Genomic DNA, 21,375 nt, shown 5'->3' with positions numbered 1-21,375 from the left:
ATTAATTTATGCCAAGGAGGTAAATTCAGATTGAACCATATTAATGAAGAATATGTTGAAGAATATATTAGGGGTATTATACCAGAGCATAAAGGATATTTAAAGAATATAGAGGATTATGCTAGAATCAATAATATTCCAATTATTGAGAGGGAAGTAGCTCAGTTATTAAAAGTATTGTTGAAAATATCTAAGCCAAAAAACATATTGGAGATAGGGACTGCCATAGGGTATTCAGCTCTTATTATGGCCACCTCTACAGAAGATAGTTGTAAAATTACTACTATTGAAAGAAGGTTAGATATGGTGGAAATGGCAAGGGAGAATATTGATAATGCAAAGTATAGAGATAAAATAAAGATACTTCATGGGGAGGCAGAGGTAGTACTTCCAACCTTAGGAGATAAATACGATTTTATATTTTTAGATGCTGCAAAAGGACAGTATTTAGATTTTTTTAATAGCTGTGTAGACTTATTAGAAGATAGAGGAATAATAATGTCTGACAATGTGTTGTTTAAAGGCATGGTTGCTACTGATAAACTAGTAATTAGACGGAAAAAAACTATAGTTAAAAGATTAAGGGAGTATTTAAAATATATAAACCATTTAGATGGCTATGAATCATGCGTAATTCCAATAGGAGATGGAGTGGCTTTAACTTATAGAGAGGAGTGAAGGATTTGGAAAAACCAGAATTATTAGCGCCAGCAGGAGATTTAGAAAAATTAAAGATGGCTATAATCTATGGTGCTGATGCAGTATATTTAGGTGGGGAACAATTTGGATTAAGAAAAGCTTCAAAAAACTTCGGTATAGATGAAATAAAAGAAGGAGTAGAGTTTGCCCATAGTAGAAGAAAAAAAGTATATGTAACAATGAATATTGTACCCCATAACGAGGATTTAATAGGTCTTGAAGACTATGTAATGGAACTATATGAATCAAAGGTAGATGGAGTTATTGTATCCGATCCTGGAATCTTTTCTGTCATAAGAAGGACTATTCCTGATTTGCCTATCCATTTGAGTACTCAAGCTAGTGTTACCAATTATGAAACAATAATGTTTTGGTATGATCTAGGTATTAGGAGAGTAGTATTGGCAAGGGAACTGTCCCTGGGGGAAATTGAAGAAATTATTGAAAAAATTCCGGAAGATTTAGAGATAGAAACTTTTGTCCATGGTGCTATGTGTATTTCCTACTCTGGAAGATGTTTATTAAGTAATTATATGGCAGGTAGAGATGCAAATAGGGGAGACTGTGCCCATCCCTGTAGATGGAAATATAATTTGGTAGAAGAAAAAAGACCAGGGGAATTTTTCCCAGTATTTGAAGATGAAAAGGGTACTTTTATTTTTAATTCCAAAGATTTATGTATGATTGAACATATACCTAGTTTAATTCGTGCAGGAATTAAAAGTTTTAAAATAGAGGGAAGGGTAAAGAGTTCCTACTATGTTGCCACAGTTATACGTTCTTATAGGATGGCTATAGATGAATTTTTTAAAGCCCCAGAAAATTATACCTTCAATAAAGATTGGATTGATGAAATTAAGAAGGCTAGCCATAGGGATTTTACAACTGGATTTTATTTTGGGAAACCTGCTGAAGAAGACCAAGTTTATACTTCTAGCTCCTATATCCGTGGATACGATTATGTAGGTCTCATATTAGATTATGATAAGAAATCAAAAATGGCTACTATAGAACAAAGAAATAGAATATTTGTTGGAGATGAAGTTGAAATCTTTGGACCAAGAATAGAACATTTTACTCAAACTATTGAAAAGATGTGGGATGAAGAAGGACAAGAAATAGACGTTGCTCCTCACCCTCAACAAATAATTAGGATGAAGATAGAGGAACCAGTAGAGCCTTGGTATATTATTAGAAAGAGTAGGGAGGACAGAACTGATGGATAAAGGATTACTTATAGGAATTGCTGGTGGAACTGGTTCTGGCAAGAGTACAGTTTCTAAGGAGATACTGAAATCTATCCATAGACAGAATGTAGTTATTATAGAACAGGATTCATATTATAAAGATCAAAGCCATTTATCCTTTGAAGAAAGGGTTAAAACCAATTATGATCATCCTTTTGCTTTCGATAATGATCTTTTATTAAAACATTTAAAGGGTTTATTAAACAATAAGCCAATTGAAAAACCCATATATGATTTTGAATGGCATACTAGAAAGGAAGAAACAATAACTATCTATCCTAAAGAAATAATAATCCTGGAAGGGATATTGATTCTAAACGATGATGAAATTCGAGAACTTTGTGATATAAAAATATTCGTTGATACGGATTCAGATGTAAGGGTTATTAGGCGGATATTAAGGGATATAAAGGAAAGAGGGAGGACTTTAGACTCAGTTATAAATCAATATATGTCTACAGTGAGGCCCGCCCATCTTCAATTTGTAGAGCCAACTAAAAAATATGCGGATATCATAATTCCTGAAGGAGGCTATAATAAAGTAGCAATAGATATAATAGTTACAAAGATTAATTCCATATTAAATAGATAAAAATTATATAACCCCAGCCAATTGGTAATACTATAATTATCATTGGATTGGGGGATTTTTATGAGAAGATTTAAAAAAAATATTATCCATAGTAGGATATTAAAATATCTTTTAAGCTGCACCTTTATGTTTACACTGTTAATTGGAAGGTTATATTGGCTTCAAATAGTAAATCATGATTCGTTAAAAACCCAAGCCTTAAAGCAAAGAGGAAAAGAGGTAAATCTCTGCCCCGATAGAGGTATGATATATGACAAAAATTTGATTCCGCTGACTAATAGAGAAAGGATTACTACCCTTTTCGTATTAAAGGATAATATTAAAAATAATCAAGCTATAAAAAGCTTCATATTTAAGAATAGTAATTTAGAAACTGAGGAATTAGAAGAAAAATTAAAAGGTAATGAAAAGATTATTGAGATACCCTTAATAGGTACTATTATTGATTCCAATTATAATAAAGAAATATTAATAAGTGAAAGGATATTGAGATATAGTAGAGAAAATCTCCTTTCCCATGTAATTGGATATATTAATAAATCAGAGAATATAGGCCAATCGGGTATTGAAAAGGTTTATGATGATATCCTAAAAAATGGAGGAATGGGAAGGTCCTTATTCATAGAATTAGATGAAAAGAAAAATATATTTCTTAGTAGTAACTATACTGTTAGCAAAAAAAATAGCGCAATGGAACCTAAGGGAGTCAAATTAACTGTAGATTATCATATTCAAAAAATTGTTGAAGAGATATTAGATGAAAGGAAAGTTAATGGTGCTGTAATTGTGGCAGATGTTAAAACTGGAGAGATTAGGGCCTTGGCTAGTAGGCCTAATTTTCAACAAGAAGATATAGATGAATATCTAAATAGGAGGGATATGGTATTATATAATAAAGCAATACAAGTGGCTTATCCACCAGGGTCTTTATTCAAATTGGTTGTGCTATTAACTGCCTTGGAAGAAAACTTTGATTATTTAGACAGTAATTTTTACTGCAAAGGTTATGAGGAAATAGGCAATGTAACAATTAAATGCAATAATGTTGAAGGACACGGGCATATAGGTTTAAAAGAAGCTTTTTCTAAATCCTGTAATTCTGCTTTTATTCAATTAGGACGGCAATTAGGTAGTACAAAAATCATCAGTATGGCAAAAAGATTGGGATTAGGGGATAAAACAAATATTGGTTTAATTGAGGAAATTGAAGGGAATCTGCCTACTGGAAGAGAATTACAGGGGCCAGCCATAGGGAATATATCTATAGGGCAAGGCAGTATTGAAACTACTCCAATTCAAATAACTAATATGATGTTGGTAGTAGCTAATAAAGGTATAAAAACAGGCATGACTATAGTAGATGGAATAACAAATGAGGATGGATATATGATAAAAAAATTTCATAGGGTAGCTCCTGAACGGATACTTTCTGAAAGAAATTGTCAAATATTAAGGGAATACCTGATAGATGTAGTAGAAGGTGGAACAGCTAGAAATATTGAATTAGATAGTTTGGGAGGTTCTGGCGGGAAAACTGGTTCTGCTCAGGCTGTTTTAAATAAAAAAGAAACTATACATGGCTGGTTTTCAGGATTTTATCCTAAGAAAGAGCCAGAATATGTAATAACAGTTATTGTTGAAGAAGGCAATTCAGGTTCTAAAACGGCTGCTCCCATTTTTGAAAATATAATAAAAGAAATATATAAGATAAATAGGTAGGACTAGCACCAGTACCATCCCCTAAACATATACTTTAGTATGGGGAGAGTGGAGGTGCCTTTATGATTGCTCAATTATTTTTTTCCTTAGGAGGGGTTATAAAACCCTTTTTAATATTTTCTGGGTATGTGTCTAGTACTAATTCATTTCCAAAACCTCTTAGTAAAGAGGAAGAAGCATATTATCTAAATCAATATGCTTCAGGAGATGAGAAAGCACGAAATATTCTTATTGAAAGAAACTTAAGATTGGTAGCCCATATAGTAAAAAAATATAATAATACTGGAAAGGATATCGATGACCTAATTTCTATAGGGACAATTGGCCTAATTAAAGCTATTTCTACATTTGATACTAATAAAGGCACTAGGCTAGCCACTTATGCAGCAAGATGTATAGAAAATGCTATAGTCACATTGTGGAAACATATTATTATCTTATTAAGAATCAGTACCAAATGTTAGGATCTTTATATTATCTCCATCCCATATAATTTTATCTATAACAGCTCTAATTAAGTATCTCTTTCTTACTGGATTCATAGTATCCACCATATAGCAAAAATTTATATTTATATCATCAGCAATTTCTTTGCTATTTGCCTTTAGTTTACTAGACTTGGATTCTTTTTCTAAACAAACTAACCTTTTTTTTATATTTTTATTCTTTTTATCTAGCTCGTTTATTTGCTCTATTATATATTTAGTAGCATTAGAATTTTGTCCTTGGGATAGAGAATTTACTAAATTGGCTATAGCCTCATTATTGTATTCTATACTAGCTTCTAACATATCTATTTCAGAAGGGAAATTGTTTTTAGTATTAATTATTTTATTCTTATTCTTTTTCATTTCCTCAGATAGGAAAATACCTTGATAAGGCAGTTTTTTAATTTCACTTATAACCAGATTGTCTAAATCATTGCCCTTGATATTTTTTATATTACATTTTTCTCTTTTACTTTTTTCCTTTAGCTCACACAAATAATAAAATACTCTAATTCCTTCTTTGTTAACCCGGCCCATCTTTGGTCTCATGAAGCTCCCACAATTTCCACATCTTAATATACCAGATAGAAGTGATTTTGTATTTTTTGTTCTTCTAAAAGTTTTAGTTCTATTCTTTTCAATCATATTTTGCACCTTTACCCAGTCCTTGCCACTTATTATACCAGGATGTTTTCCTACTGCTATAATCCACTCAGAGGTATCTCTAAGTTTATTTGTCATATTTTTATTTTGGATAGTTTTATTATATGCCATTATGCCTCTATTGTCTGAGAATTCGTTTAGGTCTGCATATACTTGGTAATTATTATTAATAAAGTAATTATAAGAATCTTTATCGGCTACAGCGTATACAGGATTAGTTAAAATATTTCTTAATGCAAATCTGGAATAATCTAATCCATTTTTAGTCTTGATACCATTCTGTATACAAAACCTTTCTAATTGAGTTAAAGAATCTAATTCTAAGAATTTCTTATATATAAGTTTAACGATTTCTATCTCCTCACCTAAAGGAGCAAGCTTGTAAATCTTTCTTTCTTTGCCAGAAGGGTCTAGAAAGATCAGTTCTTTAGAATCAAAACCAGTAGGGGTAACTCCTCCAAGCCATCTGCCTGTTTTGGCTAATTGCAACATATTGTCTCTAATTCTTTCAGCAATAGTCTCTCTTTCTAACTGGGCAAATACGCTTGCTATATACATCATAGCCCGCCCTATAGGGGTAGAAGTATCAAATTGCTCTTTAATGGATATGAAGGATATACCATTTTCCTGGAGAACTTCTATGAGTGTAGAGAAGTCTGCAATATTCCTACTAATCCTATCTAATCTATAGCATATTAGTACCTGGAATTTCTTACTCTTAGCATCCTTAAGCATAAGCTTAAACTGTGGCCTATCTGAACTACCACCTGTAAACCCCTCATCCTCATAGATCATTATATTATCATTTGTAGAATTAAAACATTTATAAGCATATTCCCTACACAGTTGTATTTGATTTTCTATAGAATCACCTTTACCGGTGAATTTGGATTTACGAGAGTAAATAGCTATTTTCATTTAATCCCCCCAAGATAAATATGATTATTATTATAATATAAGCAGTTTTGACTATTTATGTAAAACAAAATATTTAATCTAAAATAAATATTATTAATTCTAACTTATATCAGGATGATCCAACATAAAGATAAGATGAAGAAAAATTCAATAGCTTAGTAATAGGACAAAGCTAAGAGTTAATATAAATAAATATGAAAGGAGGGGAGGTATTGAATATTATAGTTCATTTACCTAAGACAAAAGAAGATTACAAAAAGTTGGAAGAAATTATAACAGAAATGCACTCAGAATTTATTATAAATCAAATTAATAATCTCCCCTGCAGTTGTAAAGACAAGGTAGAAATTTTAGAAGCTATAATAAGAAAGGTAGAAAAAGAATTTTATTAGAGAAGGAGTAAAATAGATGTTTAGTAAGGAAGAACTTGAAATAATAACTAGAGATTTGACATGCTATGAAATAGAAATAGCGGGAGTCATAGATATAGCAAAAAATACTTGAAGGCTCTGAATTATTAGTAAAGGATTTAAATAAGACTTTGACTGAAATAAGGAAGGTGGAAGCTAAAGCAAGGGAGACGAAATTAAAAATGTTAGTGAGCAAGCATGAAATAAAAAAGCAGATCAATATATGGCGGAAAAACATAAAAAATCGGGGACAAGCCCCGATTAGTAGGAAAGTTAACATCTTCTACCGAACATATCACAGTTACAGAATAGAACAACCAATAATAGGAAAAAGAATAGTAAAGAACTATCATTATCGCAACTTCTTCTACCTAATAAGTCACTCACAGTATGCACCTCCTAAACCTTATTTGAGTAGGCAAAATACAATAAAAGAGGGTGATAATAATTTAAATGTAGGGGTTTCCTTAATAGCTTTAGTATATATTATGACAAAGATAATAAAATGCTAATGTTTTGAACAATTTTTATTAGGAGGGCTAATATCTCTATTAAATAATGTTACCATTAAGATATAATTGCTAATGAAATCTTAATGACAATAAGAGCTAATAAAAAATCGAAAGGAGAAGTATCATTACAAGAGCCTATTGGAATAGATAAAGAAGGAAATGAAATATCCTTACTGGATATATTAGGAACGGACGCGGAGGATATATTAGATGAAGTGCATTTAAAATTACAAACTAAGAAGTTGTACCAGGCTATCAATAAAGTGTTAAAGGATAGGGAAAAGAAAATTGTAGAATTAAGATATGGGCTAATAGATGGAGGATGTAAGACCCAAAGAGAAATTGCTGCCATGTTAGGTATTTCAAGATCTTATGTTTCTAGAATAGAAAAACGTGCTATAGAAAAGTTAAACAAAGCTTTAAATAATTAAAATCCAGTGATTCACTGGATTTGCTATTTTATTCCCAAGTTGAAGATTCTAGATTCATTAACTCTGAAACCGTAACGAATCTATAACCTCTTTTCTTTAATTCAGGTATGATTTTTTTTAATGCCTCTATTGTATTACTATTTTCAAAATAGACATAATCGTGAAAGAGAATAATATCTCCATTTCTTAAATTTGAAAGAGTAGTATTAACAATATTTTTTACTTCTGGATTTTTCCAATCTTTTGAATCCTGATGAGCTGACCAAAGAACTATTACCGAATTATTGGTCTCCATAATATCTATAGTATTATTATTAAAAGAACCATAAGGAGGCCTAAAAAGTTTTGGTTTGTTATTAGTCAATTCAAAAATAATATTCTGGGTTTTTTCATATTCTTCTAATAATACTTCTTTAGTAACTTTTTTAGTATCAATGTGGGAATAGGTATGATTCCCTATTTCATGACCTTCTTTCCATTGCCTTTTTATTATATCTGGATAAGCCTCGGCAAGTTTTCCTAAAACAAAAAAGGTAGCTTTTACATCATATTCCTTAAGCAAATCTAAAATTTCATTAGTATATTTTGGGTGGGGACCGTCGTCAAAAGTCAATGCTATAACATGCTCCTCTACGGAACCATGGTTAACTATTTTTCCATAGTTGTTATCAATAGCTACAATTGAAACATGAGTATTATTTAGTATTATAAAGGCAATGAAAAAAATAAATAATAAAACTAGAAAAAACCTTTTTTTCTTTTTCATCCAATTCACCCTTTCAAATTATTATAATAATATGTAAGATAAATCCGGAGAAACCGGATTTATCTTACTGGGGTAATCCTTCTTAATATTTCTTGGAATTCCCTGGCAAATCCAGATATTGGTCTTCCAGCGCCAATATCCCTTGCCATAGTTGAGATTCTAGTAAATAGATCTGGGTTTGCAGTTACGCTTACATTTGCAATATTGTTATCCATATTTTTCACAGTTCTTTCAATTTTTTGTTTTAAAGCGGTTGTCATTCTACCTTCTAAATTATTTTTCATATCTACTCCTACTATGGCCGTATTGCCGCTTATTAATACAGAACATCTATTTACTTCGTTTAAAGCCGCTACTCTTTCAGCTATGGCATTTGCTCTGGCAGTAACGTTATTCATTCCTGTATAATTTCTTGGAGCAATTTCTGTAGCAGTATTTGGACCTAAATCCGTATTTCTTCGAACTAAATTGTTAGGCCTAGTTCTATTCATGTCGGTTATATTATCCATATTCCTTCTATCAAATCCAACTAGATTATTATTGTTCCTTCTATCCATACCTAACATATTATTATCTCTTCTTGTGCTTAAATTATTGTTAGGAGTTTGCTGACCTATCCTTGTTTGGGTTCCAGGTCGATTTACTGTACAGCCAATTGTTGTTATAACTAAGGTAAGAACAAAAGCTAAAAATAAAAATTTATTTTTTTTCAAAATCTTCACCTCCTATATCTATTTTTGCTTTTTTAAGTTTTTTTATTAAGGCTAATTTTTAAGTTATATGTATAAAGAAGGAATAGGTAATCATAACAAATATTATCATAATTGATAATATACTAATAAATTATTATTCTGTTATAATAGTAGAAGAATCTTTAAGGAGGAAAATCTATGGACATAAACTTTAATAAAGATGTTTATTGCTTAATTGGAAATCCAATTGCCAAATCTTTATCACCTATAATTAACAATAGTTATTATAAAATTATAGGGAAAAATAATATTTATTTGGCTTTTAATGTAAAAGAAAAGGATTTGGCAGATGTTATCAATGTATTTAAAATTTTGAATATTAAGGGATTTAATGTAACTTTGCCACATAAGATTAGCATCATGGAGCATTTAGATTCAATTTCTGATGAAGCAAAAATTTTAGGAGCTGTAAATACTGTGAAAAACAAAAATGGAAGGTTAATAGGATATAATACTGATGGAATGGGGTTTTTAAAGTCTTTAGAATTGGAAGATGTGGGAGTAAAAGATAAGACCGTATTAGTATTAGGAGCTGGTGGTGCAGCAAATGCTATCTCTATTTCTTTAGCTAAGGAAGGAGTTAAAAAAATTATTATTAGCAATAGAACCTTATCTAAAGCTAAAATATTAGCTGAAAAAATATCAAGAAAGTTCCCAAAAGTTACATCGGAATATGATAGTTTAAAATTAAAGAATGTTAGAAAAGAGAAAATTGATATAATTGTCAATTGTACTTCGGTAGGTATGCATCCAAATATAGATGAAAGTCCTATAAATCTTCATGGATTTTCTGAAAATTTAATTATATATGATATAATCTATAAACCTAGAAGGACAAAGCTTATGGAATTGGCTGAAAAGAAGGGCTATTATACAATAAATGGCCTTTCCATGCTTATAAACCAAGCATTATGTAGCCAAGAAATATGGCTAGAAGTAGAGGATTATAACTTTTTAAAAAATTATAAAGAAATAAAAAGGATTTTGGAAATCTATGTTGAATAGTAATACTTAAGAACTAAGATGAATAGGTGAAAAACAAAAATGAAGACTTCAAATTTTAAATTAGGTGAACTTTTATTATATTCTGGTAAAATTACCAAGGAACAATTAAATAAAGCCCTAAAAGAGCAAGAGAAAAGTAATGAAAAAATTGGGGAAATTTTAGTCAATAAAGGATATGTGTCTAAAAATGATATAATAGAGGTTCTAGAGTTTCAGTTGGGAATTCCACATGTAGATTTGAATAAGTATATAATAAAACCTGAAGTAGTACTACAGATTCCAGAAAATATAGCTAGAAGATATGATTTAATTGCAATAGAACTTAAAGGAAATTTACTCATAGTTGCTATGGCAGATCCTTTAAATATTTTTGCCATAGATGATATAAAATTATATACTAACTATGAAATACAACCTGTAATTTCTGATAAGGATAGTATTAGGAGTAATATGGATAAATACTATAGAAAGGAAACTGCAGAAAAAGTTTTGGAGGAGTTTGCAAAATCTTATGAACATAAGGATATTAATAATTTAGAAGATGAAGAGCTAATAGAGGTAAGTACTGCTCCAGTAGTAAAATTAATCAATTCTATTATTGAACAAGCTGTAGATATGAGGGCTAGTGATATACATATAGAACCATGGGATGAGGAAATACGGATTAGATTTAGGATAGACGGGGATTTACAAGATATAATGAGGCTGTCAATAAACAGCCTTTCTGCATTGGTTACTAGGATAAAAATAATAGGTAAAATGGATATTGCAGAGAAAAGAATTCCCCAAGATGGCAGGGTTGAAACTAAGGTTAATAACAAAGAGATTGATATGCGTATCTCATCTATACCTACAGTATATGGGGAGAAAATAGTTTTAAGACTTTTAGATAGAAGTAATTTCATGTTTACAAAATCTGAATTAGGTTTTAAAGATGAAAACCTAAGATTATTTAATAAAATATTGGAACAGCCTTATGGAATGGTATTAGTAACTGGACCTACTGGGAGTGGTAAAACTACAACATTATATGCGGTCTTAAAGGAATTAAACAAAGTAGAGAAAAATATTATTACCATAGAAGATCCAGTAGAGTATAAACTAGAAGGTATCAATCAAGTTCAGATAAACCCAAGAGCTGGTTTAACCTTTGCCAATGGATTAAGGTCAATTTTGAGGCAGGATCCGGATATAATAATGGTGGGAGAAATTAGGGATTCAGAGACTGCAAAGATTGCTATTCGAGCAGCTATAACTGGACATCTAGTTCTATCTACTCTCCATACAAATGATAGCCCTTCATCTATTGTAAGATTGATTGATATGGGAGTAGAACCCTATTTTGTTTCTTCAGCAGTAATAGGGGTAGTATCTCAAAGACTTATCAAAGGGTTATGTCCTAATTGTAAAGTACCATATGAGGCTAATTTTTCTGAAAAATCCTTACTAGGGATAGACAAGGATGAATCTATTACCCTTTATAGATCAAGAGGATGTAATAGATGTAATAATGGATTTATTGGAAGAAGGGCAGTCCATGAAGTTATGGTGGTAAATGAAGATATAAGAAAACTTATTAATGAGGAAGCAAGTATTGATATATTACGGACAAGCGCCAAAAATTCTGGAATGACTACTCTATTAAACAATTCTCTAGAATTGGCTCTATATGGAATATCTACTTTAGAGGAATGTTTGAAAGCTGGCTTTACCTTAGGTTAGGGGGAGTATAATGAATTTAATGGATTTAGTCAAATATGGAGTAGATAGCAGAGCTTCAGATATACATATTACAGTAGGAGTACCACCAGTATTAAGAATTGATGGTTCATTAATTTATTATGGGAAAAATGCTTTAAATCCTGATAATACTAAAAAATTAGTTAAACAGGTATTAGATGATAAACAGTTTAATGAATTAGGTCAAAGGGGAGAAATTGATACCTCTTTTTCTAGCCCAGGCATTGGTCGATTTCGTATCAATGCATATAAGCAAAGAGGTAGTTATGGTATGGCTATTAGAATAATTCCATTAAGGATCCCAACTGTTGAAAACCTTGGATTGCCTTCAATAGTTAAGGATTTAGCTAGGCTTCCTAGGGGTTTAATATTAGTAACTGGACCTACAGGTAGTGGTAAGTCGACTACTCTAGCTTCCATGGTTAATTTAATTAATGAAGAAAGGAATTGTCATATATTAACCTTAGAGGATCCAATTGAATATTTGCATAAGCATAATAAAAGTATAGTAAACCAAAGGGAAATTGGTTCCGATACCAATAGTTTCGCCAACGCTCTTAGAGCAGCTTTGAGACAGGATCCAGATGTGATTCTAGTTGGAGAGATGAGGGATCTAGATACTATTAGTATAGCTCTTACAGCTGCTGAAACGGGACATTTAGTTTTTTCAACATTACATACTATTGGAGCAGCTAAGACTATAGATAGGATAATAGATGTTTTTCCACCTCATCAACAACAACAGGTAAGAATTCAATTTTCCTCTGTAATCCAAGCTATTATATCACAACAGCTATTACCTAGATATAATGGTGATGGAAGGGTTGCCGCCTTTGAAATAATGGTTGCTACACCGGCTATAAGGAATTTAATCAGGGAAGAAAAGATCCATCAAATAGATACCTTAATTCAGACTAGTGGGAAACGGGGTATGCAAACTATGGATAACTCTTTATTGGAATTACATAATAAAGGGGTTATCTCTAGGGATACTGTTTTGAACCAAGCGGTTAATTTGGATATTATCCGAAGATATATCCTTTAGGGTGGTGGTTTTAATGGCATTATATAAGTATAAAGCTGTCTCTGAATCGGGACAAGTGCTTGAAGGTTACCACGAAGCATCATCAGAGTCAGATGTGGTGACTATATTAAAAAATAATAATTATTTTCCCATGTCTATTAAAGAAGAAAAGGGCACGGATTTTAAAAAAGAACTATTTTCAAAAAGGGTTAGTAAAAAGGATATAGCAGTATTTTGTAGGCAGTTTTATACCATGATAAATGCTGGAATAAGCATTATAAACTGTTTAGATATTTTAGAAAAACAAACGGAGAATAAAACGTTAAAAAAATCTATTTATATAGTCTATGAAGATGTGCAAAAAGGCATGACCTTATCTGAAGCCATGGCAAAACATAAAAAAGTATTTCCCACACTATTGGTTAACATGGTTGCGGCTGGAGAAGTTAGTGGTAATCTAGATATATTGATGGAAAGAATGGCCATCCATTATGAAAAGGAGAATAATATTGAAAATAAGGTGAAAAATGCTCTAGTATATCCAGTAGTTTTAAGCATAGTTGCAATAGCTGTGGTCATCTTTTTACTAACAGTAGTTATGCCCACTTTTATAAGTATGTTTGAATCTAGCGGTTCTATACTTCCAGGACCAACTAGGACTCTCTTAGCTATAAGTAATTGGTTAACGGATTTTTGGTATTTATTTATAGGCATTGTAATCCTTATAGTAATGGGAGTTATATACTTTGGGAAAACGCAAAAGGGAAGAGTATTTTTTGACAATTTAAAGATTAAAATACCTGGAATAAGGAAGATGAATATTAAAATTATTACCTCCAGATTTACACGAACTTTATCCACCTTACTTTCTAGCGGTATACCTCTTTTGCAAGGGTTAGATGTGGTTAGCAAAGTAGTTGGAAACAAAGTAATATCAAATAAACTAAACCAGGCCAAGGAAGATATTAGAAAAGGTATCCCTATGTCTAGAACTATAAAGGATATTGGTTTATTTCCACCAATGGTAGATTCCATGATAAAAATAGGTGAAGAATCAGGAGCTTTAGATGATATACTTTACAAAACTGCAGATTTCTATGATGAAGAGGTAGAAGCATCACTTCAAAATATGACTACCCTATTAGAACCTATTTTAATAGTATTTATGGCTTTAATCATAGGCTTTATAGTAATAGCTATGGCAATGCCCATGTTTGATATGGTTAACACTATTGAGATATAAGAATTACAAAAATAATAGATTTAAAAGTAAATATATGCTAAAATATTATAAAATATTTGCAAATATATCAAAATTTGAATATCAATAGAATATCTTGGGCAAACCTATCGAAAGATGGAGACGCAAAGCCAGAGTCTAAAATTACTAGAAATAGTAATCATGATCGTTCGGCTGCATAAATCATATAAATTTTATATATTTATGCAGCCTTTTTATAACGATAAAATATTAGTACAAGGGGGAGATAAGATTGTTTCAATGGATTTTAAAAAAGATTAAAAAGAACAACAAAGGATTTACCTTAGTAGAACTAGTAGTAGTAATAGCTATACTAGGAATACTAGCCGCCATTGCTGTACCTAAGCTAGGAGCTTCCAGAAAAAGAGCAGCAATAACAGCCCACAATGCAAATGTAAGGACTTTAATGAGTGCAGCCACTATGTATATAGCTGATGGAGGAGAAATAGTTGAAACAGAATGGACTGCAACTGGAGGTACTAAAGCTACTGATCAAAAATGGGCTCCATATCTTCAAGAATGGCCAAAGGTGCCAAAAGGAATTGAGGGGGAATTAAAAGATTTAGATGGTAATAAATTTGAAGGTGATTATAAGGTAGCAGTGGATGAAAAAGGTAATATCACAGTTGTACCTGTTATGATTCATGAGGAACCAGAATCAGACCCTGCAACTTAAAATGGAGGTTATTAGACACCAGGAGCAGTTCTCTATGTCCCCAAAAATAACTAACACTATCAATTAAAGGAGGCACCCATGACAATACTAATATTCTTACTAGGCACTATTATAGGTTCGTTTCTAAATGTCTGTATACATAGAATACCAAAGGAAGAAAGTATAATTTTTCCTGGTTCTTATTGTCCGAGCTGTAGTACTCCTTTAGAATGGTATGATTTAGTACCAGTACTTAGTTTTTTGTTTTTAAAAGGAAAATGTAGATACTGTGGGGAGAGAATCTCCCCTAGGTGTCCGATTGTGGAATTATTAAATGGATTTATTTTTGTTATGCTCTATTCAAAGTTTAGATTTAATTTGGATTTCATATTCTATACCTTTTTATTTAGCTTATTTATTATTATTACCTTTATAGATTTAGATTATCAGATAATACCAAGCACTATGATTTTATTTATTCTGGTAGGGTCTATTGTTTATAAAATACTAAATCTTATGTTATATAGTATCCCTGTAAACTTTGTAAATAGTCTAATGGGTTTAGGTGTAAGTATATTAATATTTTTAATTATATTTGTGGTATCTAAAGGAGGCATGGGTGGAGGAGATGTTAAACTTATTGGAGTACTAGGTTTTATTTTAGGTATTTCTAAAATATTTCTAAATATATTCTTGTCTTTTTTAGCTGGTGGAATAATTTCTGTACTCTTATTAGTATTCAAAATTAAAGGAAAAAAAGATCCTATCCCCTTTGGGCCCTTTATAATATTAGGCTTTATAATTACTTTGTTTTGGGGAGATAAGATTATTAATTGGTACCTAGTTAGTTTCTTATTGAGGTGAAATTATGAATAATCAAAAGGGAAATATTTTAATATCCTTATTACTCATTATAATTGTATTATCTATACTATCAATTGGCGTATATAAATTAAGTTATTCAGCTGGTAGACAAGCACAATTTTCAAGAGATAATAGTCAAGCCTACTATTTAGCCAAAGCAGGGGCTGAGTTAATGATAGAGAATATTGAAGGGATAATAGAGAAAATGGAAGGTAGCAATGAAAAGGATTTTGAAATAGAGTTCCCTAACGAAGGAAAAGCGGTTATAACCTTAGATTGTGAATATGATAATAGGAAGATTACAATAAACTCAACAGGAGTGGTTAATGGAAGCAAAGGTTTTGAGAGTAGGAATAGTATTCAAGCAAAGTTAAGATTTGACTCCATATATGGAGAAGTTTCAATATTTGGAGTGGATGTGAGCGGAGTTATATATATGTTCAACGAGAACTTTGAGAATCCGAAAAAAATCGATATTAAGGATAGTGGAGGCAATGAAATAAGAATATCAGATCCCCGGTCTTTTGCTTGGGATAGAGATGATACTTTAGTTTTGGTTGGTGGCGAAAGTGGAAAAGGAAATAATAAAGATGAAACTTTAATCTATAAATTGTCTAATAATGAAGGAATATCAATTAAAACGGGAGGTAATGGGTTTAGATATCTTACATATTCAGAAGATAATAACAAATTCTATGCTATTAGCACTAATAACGACAAGATAAACTATCTAGATGATTATATAAAATGGAAAGATATACATAAACCAACAGTAGGTTTCAAAATTGAAAAGTTAGCCCAAGGGAATAATGCTATAGTAGGCATATCTAGAAACAAAGATAGTAAAGTAGCATATTTTATAGATGGTACTGAAGGATGGAAAAATAAAACAATAAATGGATTTGAGATGGAGGGGGTTTACAGTGGCATAGCCTACGGAAAAAAGGAAGATGAAAATAGGGGTAGGTTTGTAATTGTAGGTAATGAAAAACATAATACATATCCAATATTTATCTTCTCAGAGAACGGTTATGATTGGCAAAAAGGAATGCAAAAAAATACAATGTCTGGAATTAATTATGAATTAAAGGATGTCATATGGACGGGAAAAATATTTGTTGCTATTGGAAATTCAGGAACTATTTACAGATCCGTCAATGGAAAAGACTGGTATGTATTTGATAGACAAAATATAATTAAAGGCGAAGGAGCATCGGCAACCCATTGGTTTAATTATTCAAAAGTATCCGGATATGGGGATTATATTGTTGCCTATTCTAATACTCAAGGTGGAAGATTAGTGTCTACTGATGGTGGTGTAACTTGGATTGAAAAAGGACCAATGAAATATGGGGATAATGAGATAAACCTAATAGATCTAATCGTAATAAACAAAGGCCGAGGAGAACGCGATTTCACTAATCCAACCATCCATTGGTCAAAATAAGAAAAGATTCTATCGAAGCTTAAAAGGTAGCTTTTCTTGAAACTCAAGTAGGTAAAATTCAATTTATTTAATATTTTATAGGTGAGGATTTTCCTATTCTCTATAAAAAGAGGGTGGTTAAAATTAACGACAAAGGATTAACCTTATTAGAAGTATTAATAACTTTAGCTATACTGGCAGTTATAACAGTTTCCTTCTTCAGTCTTTTTACGACCACTAATCTGAATATCAATTTCTCTAGTAGAAAAGTTGAATCAGTAAGAGAAGGTAAGAGTATTTTAGATGAAATAAATTCAGAAGTTACTGATGCTCAAATAGAAAATGATCAAGATTTTAAAGGTATTGTTGAAGAAATTTTAAATAAAAAGGGATATCATAACAATTATAAAATATTTGATAATGATAATGATTTTTTTAAGTACGAAAACAAAAAAATCCATTGTCTTATTGAGAGACAAAATATATATATTGAATCAACTGATAATTCTAGTATTAGATCAAATGTGCAGAAAATAAAGATTATCCTCTTTTATGACAAGGGGAAGAAAAATGTACAGCTCTCAACCTATGTCCCAATTAAGGAAGATAGAAATGTATAAAAAACTACTTGAAAAAAAAGGATTGACTTTAGTAGAATTAATAATAACAGTTGCTATTTTAGGCATTATAATTTCTTTTATGTATACCTTTTTCTATTTTAATTACGATACTTTACTTAGAACTGGTACTAGATATGAAATACAATCTAATTTAAACCAAGGTATAAAGACAATGGAGGATGAATTAAGATATGCAGATGAAATCTATATATATGGTAAAAAGGATGAAGGCGACTTTGATAATAATAAAAATTATATCTATATAAAAGATAATGGCGTAAAAATAATAAAAGCAGCTAATGAACAGAAAATTTTTTCTGCTAATAATATTGAAATCTACGAGTCGGAATCGGATTTTAAATTGGAGAATAATCTTATTACTATAGATATCAAAGGAAAATATACACCTACCGATGAAGAATTTAATATTAAATACACCATAGAATTGCTTAATATTAAAGGTAATAATGATTTAAAGGGTTCTATAATTGAATATATCAATATAAAAGGAGATGATAGCCATTGAGTTTAAAATCTCTTTTTCCTAAGAGAAAGGTCCTGTCTTTAGATATAGGTTCCTATCAAATTAAGGGAATTGTTGGCAAGGATACTAAAAAGGGAATTGTAATAGATGATTATTTTACTATCCTTACTCCGAAGGGAGCTTATAATGATGGCAAAATTGTAGATAAGGATTTAATTCACTATTTAATAGATGAAGAATTAAAAAAGAATAGAATTAAAACTAAGGATACTTATTTAACCATTAATAGTTCAGAGATAATTGTTAGAGAAGTAATAATTCCAAAGGTAGAGCCAGAAGAGATTGAAAATGTTTTAAGTTTTCAAGTTGAAGACTATATCCCTGTAAATCCAGAAAATTATATTGTACAGTTTAAACCCATAGGTTCTATTTATGAAGATGATATTGAAAAACTGAGTATATTGTTAATTGGAATTCCCAAAGAAATTGTAGAAACCCATCTCCAATTATTAAAGGATTTAGGGCTAAACCCATTAATATTAGACTATCAACCTAATTCTATAGGAAAGCTTTTAGAATACAACAATCTAATTAATGATGATTACCTAACTGAAAATATAACTTTTGCTACCATAGATATTGGCTACGAAGGCACTAAGGTTTCCATAATTAAAAATGGAATAATATATGTAAGTAGAGTAATTGAGATAGGCAGCAAATATATTGACCAAAGTATTTTAAATTTTTTGGAGTACGGAGAAACTGAAATTGAAGAAATAAAGAAAAATTTTGGTAACATGGATCAGTTAAGTGAAGAAAATCCAGAACATAATTCTGTTTCAAATATGATAAAAAACGTTTTCAATACACTAAATGAGAGAATAGAGATTGTATTTAGATATTATTTAAGTAGGGAATCGGAAAACCAAATTGATATGATTCTTTTATATGGGGGTAACGGAAATTATAATGGGTTAGATAATTTTTATTCCAATTATTTCAATATACCTTCTATTAAAATACAATCCATGGACAATCTAGTTTTCGATGGTAAAATTTATGAATATATGAATCCTATAGGAGCATTAATTAGAAGGGCAGGGGCATAGACTATGAAAGACCTAAATTATTTTGAACCTTACATAGAAAAAAAAGATTTCCATATAGATAAACAGTTTCTTATTTATCCAGCAATAATTCTTTTATCAATATTTACTATATTCTATACTATATATAACCAAGTCAAAATTAAAAAAAATTCACAGGATATAACCAAGTTAAGGTTAATTGTTGAAGATGAAAGAATTAATAAAAAATTAGATGAAATAAAAGATAGGGAAATTGAAGTAGTCAATTTCAAAGAATCCTTGGATAAAATTAAATTGTTGGATGCTTCTATTGAGAAGGAGAGCAAAATTGACAACTACCTATTAGATGCCATAACTTCAAGAATGCCAGAAGATGTTTTTTTTACATCTATCAGTATATATACTGATAGCATTGAAATAATAGGCAATTCCAAGGATAGATGGTCAATTGCCCAATTAGGTAAAACCTTAGAATACATTGATGATTTTAAGGAAATATTTATATCAAATATATCTTCTGAAGAAGGATATTATAATTTTATTTTGAATATTAACCTAAAGGATGTGAGTGAAGATGAAGGAGATACAAATAATGAAGAAGTTGAACATGAAGAAGATGATGAGGCCATTGACGAAGAATGAAAAGATACTACTCCTTTCTTTAGGAATAATTATAATATTTTGGGCTACCTTTAGGTTTGTAATTGAACCACAGATGACTAAGTTAGAAGAATTAACTAATCAAAAGCTAGAGTATGAGGAAGAAATTGCTCAAATGAATTCAATATTAAAAAGGGAAAAAAAAATAGATGAGGAATGGATTAAGCTACAAAGGGCCAAGGATTCAATACTAAATAGATACTTTTCAACTCTAGATCAACCTGAAATTATTTATCTTTTAAACGAATTATTAGATAATGAAGAAATCAATATACTAGATATAAATTTCGACACACCTTCCCAGGAGGAAATTGGAGATTTAAGTATAAGGACTATGAATATTACAATTCCTTATAGAGGAAGCTATAAGGGATTTTTAGAGACGATAAATGGAATAACATCAAGCCCTAAAAAAATGGTAATTTCAAATTTGACCATGGACAGAGATATAGGTGACAATTTAGCAGGGAATATTGGATTAAAAATATATAGTTTAGAAGGAATTGCTGATATAGATGAAGAAATAGATTACATAAATGCTAGTATAATTGAAGGAAAGACTAACCCCTTTGTAGCTTTTGAAGGTTTTGAAAAGGAAGGGAATTTAGGAGAAGAAGGGCCTATTGATGATATTATTGATGATAATAACCGCAGCCATATACCAAGCACAGAAGAAGAGATTATGGATAACTTTCATAGGGAGGTATTAGAGACCTTTGAAGATGGAGGCTTGTATTTTATACCCTCCCATAAAAATATAAGAGGAAGATTATCCAAGTCTTCCAATTTCAAACATAGAAATTATTCTTTAAGATTGGAATACGATATTTTAGCCATTGAAGATGAAAATAGAGCATATATAGATTTAACAGATAGGAATATAATTATTAAATATCCACCTGCAAACCTAGGGCTTTGGGTCCATTCTTATGCCTATTCTCCTGCAACCATAGGATTAAGATTTAAGGGACAAGCTGGGGAAAAAATAGGTCTGGAATTATCTAAGGGAGTCAATTGGATTGGATGGAATTATTTAGAGACTAAACCTCCAGAAGATTTATCTCTATATCCACTACAACTAGATAGAATATATTTAGAACTTAGTTATAATAGAGATGATTATGGGGTAATTCTGTTTGATAAACTAGAGGCTAATTATCCAAAGGATAGCATTAAAACTAAGGAAAAATTTTCTTTTTACATAGTGGAAAAGGGAGATACTTTAAATAAAATAAGTATGAAATATTATGGAACTACTAAAAAGAAAAATGTTTTAATAAAGTATAACGAAATAGAATCCGATAAAGATATATGGGAAGGGAAAATATTGGTAATACCAAAATAATAAGAA

The 21,375-nt window shown here is 30.6% G+C and carries 22 protein-coding genes and 1 riboswitch; of the genes, 19 read left to right on the top strand and 3 right to left on the bottom strand.

Annotated features, from left to right (window positions below):
* Positions 1–30 precede the first annotated feature (30 nt).
* The 5 genes from CUL_RS0108915 (at position 31) to CUL_RS0108895 (ending at position 4,721) form a co-directional block, all read left to right on the top strand.
* Positions 31–678, top strand: coding sequence for an O-methyltransferase (locus CUL_RS0108915; protein WP_025641231.1), 648 nt, complete (start codon positions 31–33; stop codon positions 676–678).
* Positions 679–683: 5 nt separating this feature from the next.
* A complete protein-coding gene (locus CUL_RS0108910) occupies positions 684–1,925 on the top strand; it encodes a peptidase U32 family protein (RefSeq protein ID WP_025641229.1) in 1,242 nt (413 codons plus the stop codon).
* Entirely contained in the window at positions 1,918–2,538 is a 621-nt protein-coding gene (gene udk, locus CUL_RS0108905) for a uridine kinase (protein WP_025641227.1), read from the top strand. The genes CUL_RS0108910 and udk overlap by 8 nt, the downstream gene beginning before the upstream one ends.
* A 60-nt stretch (positions 2,539–2,598) precedes the next feature.
* A complete protein-coding gene (locus CUL_RS0108900) occupies positions 2,599–4,257 on the top strand; it encodes a peptidoglycan D,D-transpeptidase FtsI family protein (protein ID WP_005586042.1) in 1,659 nt (552 codons plus the stop codon).
* 62 nt (positions 4,258–4,319) lie between these two features.
* Complete coding sequence (locus tag CUL_RS0108895; RefSeq protein WP_005586043.1) at positions 4,320–4,721, top strand: sigma-70 family RNA polymerase sigma factor; 402 nt, start codon at positions 4,320–4,322, stop codon at positions 4,719–4,721.
* Here the strand turns inward: CUL_RS0108895 and CUL_RS0108890 are convergent.
* Entirely contained in the window at positions 4,698–6,326 is a 1,629-nt protein-coding gene (locus tag CUL_RS0108890; protein WP_025641224.1) for a recombinase family protein, read from the bottom strand. The two genes, CUL_RS0108895 and CUL_RS0108890, sit on opposite strands and share 24 nt — an antisense overlap.
* Before the next feature lie 212 nt (positions 6,327–6,538).
* Between CUL_RS0108890 and CUL_RS0108885 the strand changes: the two genes are divergently transcribed.
* Positions 6,539–6,718 (top strand): hypothetical protein, encoded by a 180-nt coding sequence (locus CUL_RS0108885; RefSeq protein ID WP_005586045.1) that lies wholly within the window; start codon positions 6,539–6,541, stop codon positions 6,716–6,718.
* 592 nt (positions 6,719–7,310) lie between these two features.
* Entirely contained in the window at positions 7,311–7,679 is a 369-nt protein-coding gene (locus CUL_RS0108870; protein ID WP_330216559.1) for a sigma-70 family RNA polymerase sigma factor, read from the top strand.
* A gap of 28 nt (positions 7,680–7,707) precedes the next feature.
* Here the strand turns inward: CUL_RS0108870 and CUL_RS0108865 are convergent, their stop codons facing one another.
* On the bottom strand, positions 7,708–8,445 hold the full coding sequence (locus CUL_RS0108865) for a polysaccharide deacetylase family protein (RefSeq protein ID WP_025641220.1): 738 nt from the start codon (positions 8,443–8,445) through the stop codon (positions 7,708–7,710).
* A gap of 59 nt (positions 8,446–8,504) precedes the next feature.
* Entirely contained in the window at positions 8,505–9,158 is a 654-nt protein-coding gene (locus CUL_RS18005) for a YhcN/YlaJ family sporulation lipoprotein (RefSeq protein WP_025641218.1), read from the bottom strand.
* A 177-nt stretch (positions 9,159–9,335) separates the two neighbouring features.
* Between CUL_RS18005 and aroE the strand changes: the two genes are divergently transcribed.
* The 12 genes from aroE (at position 9,336) to CUL_RS0108800 (ending at position 21,369) form a co-directional block, all read left to right on the top strand.
* Entirely contained in the window at positions 9,336–10,202 is an 867-nt protein-coding gene (gene aroE, locus CUL_RS0108855; protein WP_005586053.1) for a shikimate dehydrogenase, read from the top strand.
* A gap of 39 nt (positions 10,203–10,241) precedes the next feature.
* Positions 10,242–11,924 (top strand): GspE/PulE family protein, encoded by a 1,683-nt coding sequence (locus CUL_RS0108850; protein ID WP_025641215.1) that lies wholly within the window; start codon positions 10,242–10,244, stop codon positions 11,922–11,924.
* Between the two features lie 10 nt (positions 11,925–11,934).
* Complete coding sequence (locus CUL_RS0108845) at positions 11,935–12,987, top strand: type IV pilus twitching motility protein PilT (RefSeq protein ID WP_005586055.1); 1,053 nt, start codon at positions 11,935–11,937, stop codon at positions 12,985–12,987.
* Positions 12,988–13,000: 13 nt separating this feature from the next.
* Positions 13,001–14,209: a type II secretion system F family protein gene (locus tag CUL_RS0108840; RefSeq protein WP_025641214.1), complete on the top strand. Its 1,209-nt coding sequence runs from the start codon at positions 13,001–13,003 to the stop codon at positions 14,207–14,209.
* Between the two features lie 87 nt (positions 14,210–14,296).
* Positions 14,297–14,388: riboswitch (cyclic di-GMP riboswitch) on the top strand.
* Positions 14,389–14,459: 71 nt separating this feature from the next.
* Positions 14,460–14,903, top strand: a complete 444-nt coding sequence (locus tag CUL_RS19910; protein ID WP_005586057.1) for a type II secretion system protein — start codon at positions 14,460–14,462, stop codon at positions 14,901–14,903.
* A 78-nt stretch (positions 14,904–14,981) separates the two neighbouring features.
* The gene (locus tag CUL_RS0108830) at positions 14,982–15,746 is read left to right on the top strand and encodes a prepilin peptidase (protein WP_005586058.1); all 765 of its coding nucleotides are present in this window, start codon (positions 14,982–14,984) and stop codon (positions 15,744–15,746) included.
* 4 nt (positions 15,747–15,750) lie between these two features.
* Positions 15,751–17,193 (top strand): beta propeller repeat protein, encoded by a 1,443-nt coding sequence (locus CUL_RS0108825; protein ID WP_025641211.1) that lies wholly within the window; start codon positions 15,751–15,753, stop codon positions 17,191–17,193.
* 113 nt (positions 17,194–17,306) lie between these two features.
* Positions 17,307–17,792, top strand: a complete 486-nt coding sequence (locus CUL_RS0108820) for a type IV pilus modification PilV family protein (RefSeq protein ID WP_025641209.1) — start codon at positions 17,307–17,309, stop codon at positions 17,790–17,792.
* Positions 17,785–18,318, top strand: a complete 534-nt coding sequence (locus CUL_RS0108815) for a PilW family protein (protein ID WP_025641206.1) — start codon at positions 17,785–17,787, stop codon at positions 18,316–18,318. The genes CUL_RS0108820 and CUL_RS0108815 overlap by 8 nt, the downstream gene beginning before the upstream one ends.
* A complete protein-coding gene (gene pilM, locus CUL_RS0108810) occupies positions 18,315–19,385 on the top strand; it encodes a pilus assembly protein PilM (protein ID WP_025641205.1) in 1,071 nt (356 codons plus the stop codon). The genes CUL_RS0108815 and pilM overlap by 4 nt, the downstream gene beginning before the upstream one ends.
* A gap of 3 nt (positions 19,386–19,388) precedes the next feature.
* A complete protein-coding gene (locus CUL_RS0108805) occupies positions 19,389–20,006 on the top strand; it encodes a PilN domain-containing protein (RefSeq protein ID WP_025641203.1) in 618 nt (205 codons plus the stop codon).
* Positions 19,957–21,369, top strand: a complete 1,413-nt coding sequence (locus CUL_RS0108800; protein ID WP_005586066.1) for a LysM peptidoglycan-binding domain-containing protein — start codon at positions 19,957–19,959, stop codon at positions 21,367–21,369. Before CUL_RS0108805 ends, CUL_RS0108800 begins: the two co-directional genes overlap by 50 nt.
* The last annotated feature ends 6 nt before the right edge of the window (positions 21,370–21,375 follow it).

Origin of the sequence: [Clostridium] ultunense DSM 10521 (genome assembly GCF_000511955.1) — a bacterium.
GTDB classification, from domain to species: Bacteria; Bacillota; Clostridia; order Tissierellales; family Tepidimicrobiaceae; genus Schnuerera; species Schnuerera ultunensis.
Note: the sequence above shows the minus strand (reverse complement) of the source record. Positions and strands in the feature narration are given on the sequence as shown.

What these genes read in the sequence shown, in the direction of transcription:
- udk (WP_025641227.1), top strand. Translation starts at nt 1,918, where the DNA reads ATGGATAAAGGATTACTTATAGGAATTGCTGGTGGAACTGGTTCTGGC.
- CUL_RS0108900 (WP_005586042.1), top strand. Translation starts at nt 2,599, where the DNA reads ATGAGAAGATTTAAAAAAAATATTATCCATAGTAGGATATTAAAATAT.
- CUL_RS0108895 (WP_005586043.1), top strand. Translation starts at nt 4,320, where the DNA reads ATGATTGCTCAATTATTTTTTTCCTTAGGAGGGGTTATAAAACCCTTT.
- CUL_RS0108890 (WP_025641224.1), bottom strand. Translation starts at nt 6,326, where the DNA reads ATGAAAATAGCTATTTACTCTCGTAAATCCAAATTCACCGGTAAAGGT.
- CUL_RS0108865 (WP_025641220.1), bottom strand. Translation starts at nt 8,445, where the DNA reads ATGAAAAAGAAAAAAAGGTTTTTTCTAGTTTTATTATTTATTTTTTTC.
- aroE (WP_005586053.1), top strand. Translation starts at nt 9,336, where the DNA reads ATGGACATAAACTTTAATAAAGATGTTTATTGCTTAATTGGAAATCCA.
- CUL_RS0108850 (WP_025641215.1), top strand. Translation starts at nt 10,242, where the DNA reads ATGAAGACTTCAAATTTTAAATTAGGTGAACTTTTATTATATTCTGGT.
- CUL_RS0108845 (WP_005586055.1), top strand. Translation starts at nt 11,935, where the DNA reads ATGAATTTAATGGATTTAGTCAAATATGGAGTAGATAGCAGAGCTTCA.
- CUL_RS0108840 (WP_025641214.1), top strand. Translation starts at nt 13,001, where the DNA reads ATGGCATTATATAAGTATAAAGCTGTCTCTGAATCGGGACAAGTGCTT.
- CUL_RS0108830 (WP_005586058.1), top strand. Translation starts at nt 14,982, where the DNA reads ATGACAATACTAATATTCTTACTAGGCACTATTATAGGTTCGTTTCTA.
- CUL_RS0108825 (WP_025641211.1), top strand. Translation starts at nt 15,751, where the DNA reads ATGAATAATCAAAAGGGAAATATTTTAATATCCTTATTACTCATTATA.
- CUL_RS0108815 (WP_025641206.1), top strand. Translation starts at nt 17,785, where the DNA reads ATGTATAAAAAACTACTTGAAAAAAAAGGATTGACTTTAGTAGAATTA.
- CUL_RS0108805 (WP_025641203.1), top strand. Translation starts at nt 19,389, where the DNA reads ATGAAAGACCTAAATTATTTTGAACCTTACATAGAAAAAAAAGATTTC.
- CUL_RS0108800 (WP_005586066.1), top strand. Translation starts at nt 19,957, where the DNA reads ATGAAGAAGTTGAACATGAAGAAGATGATGAGGCCATTGACGAAGAAT.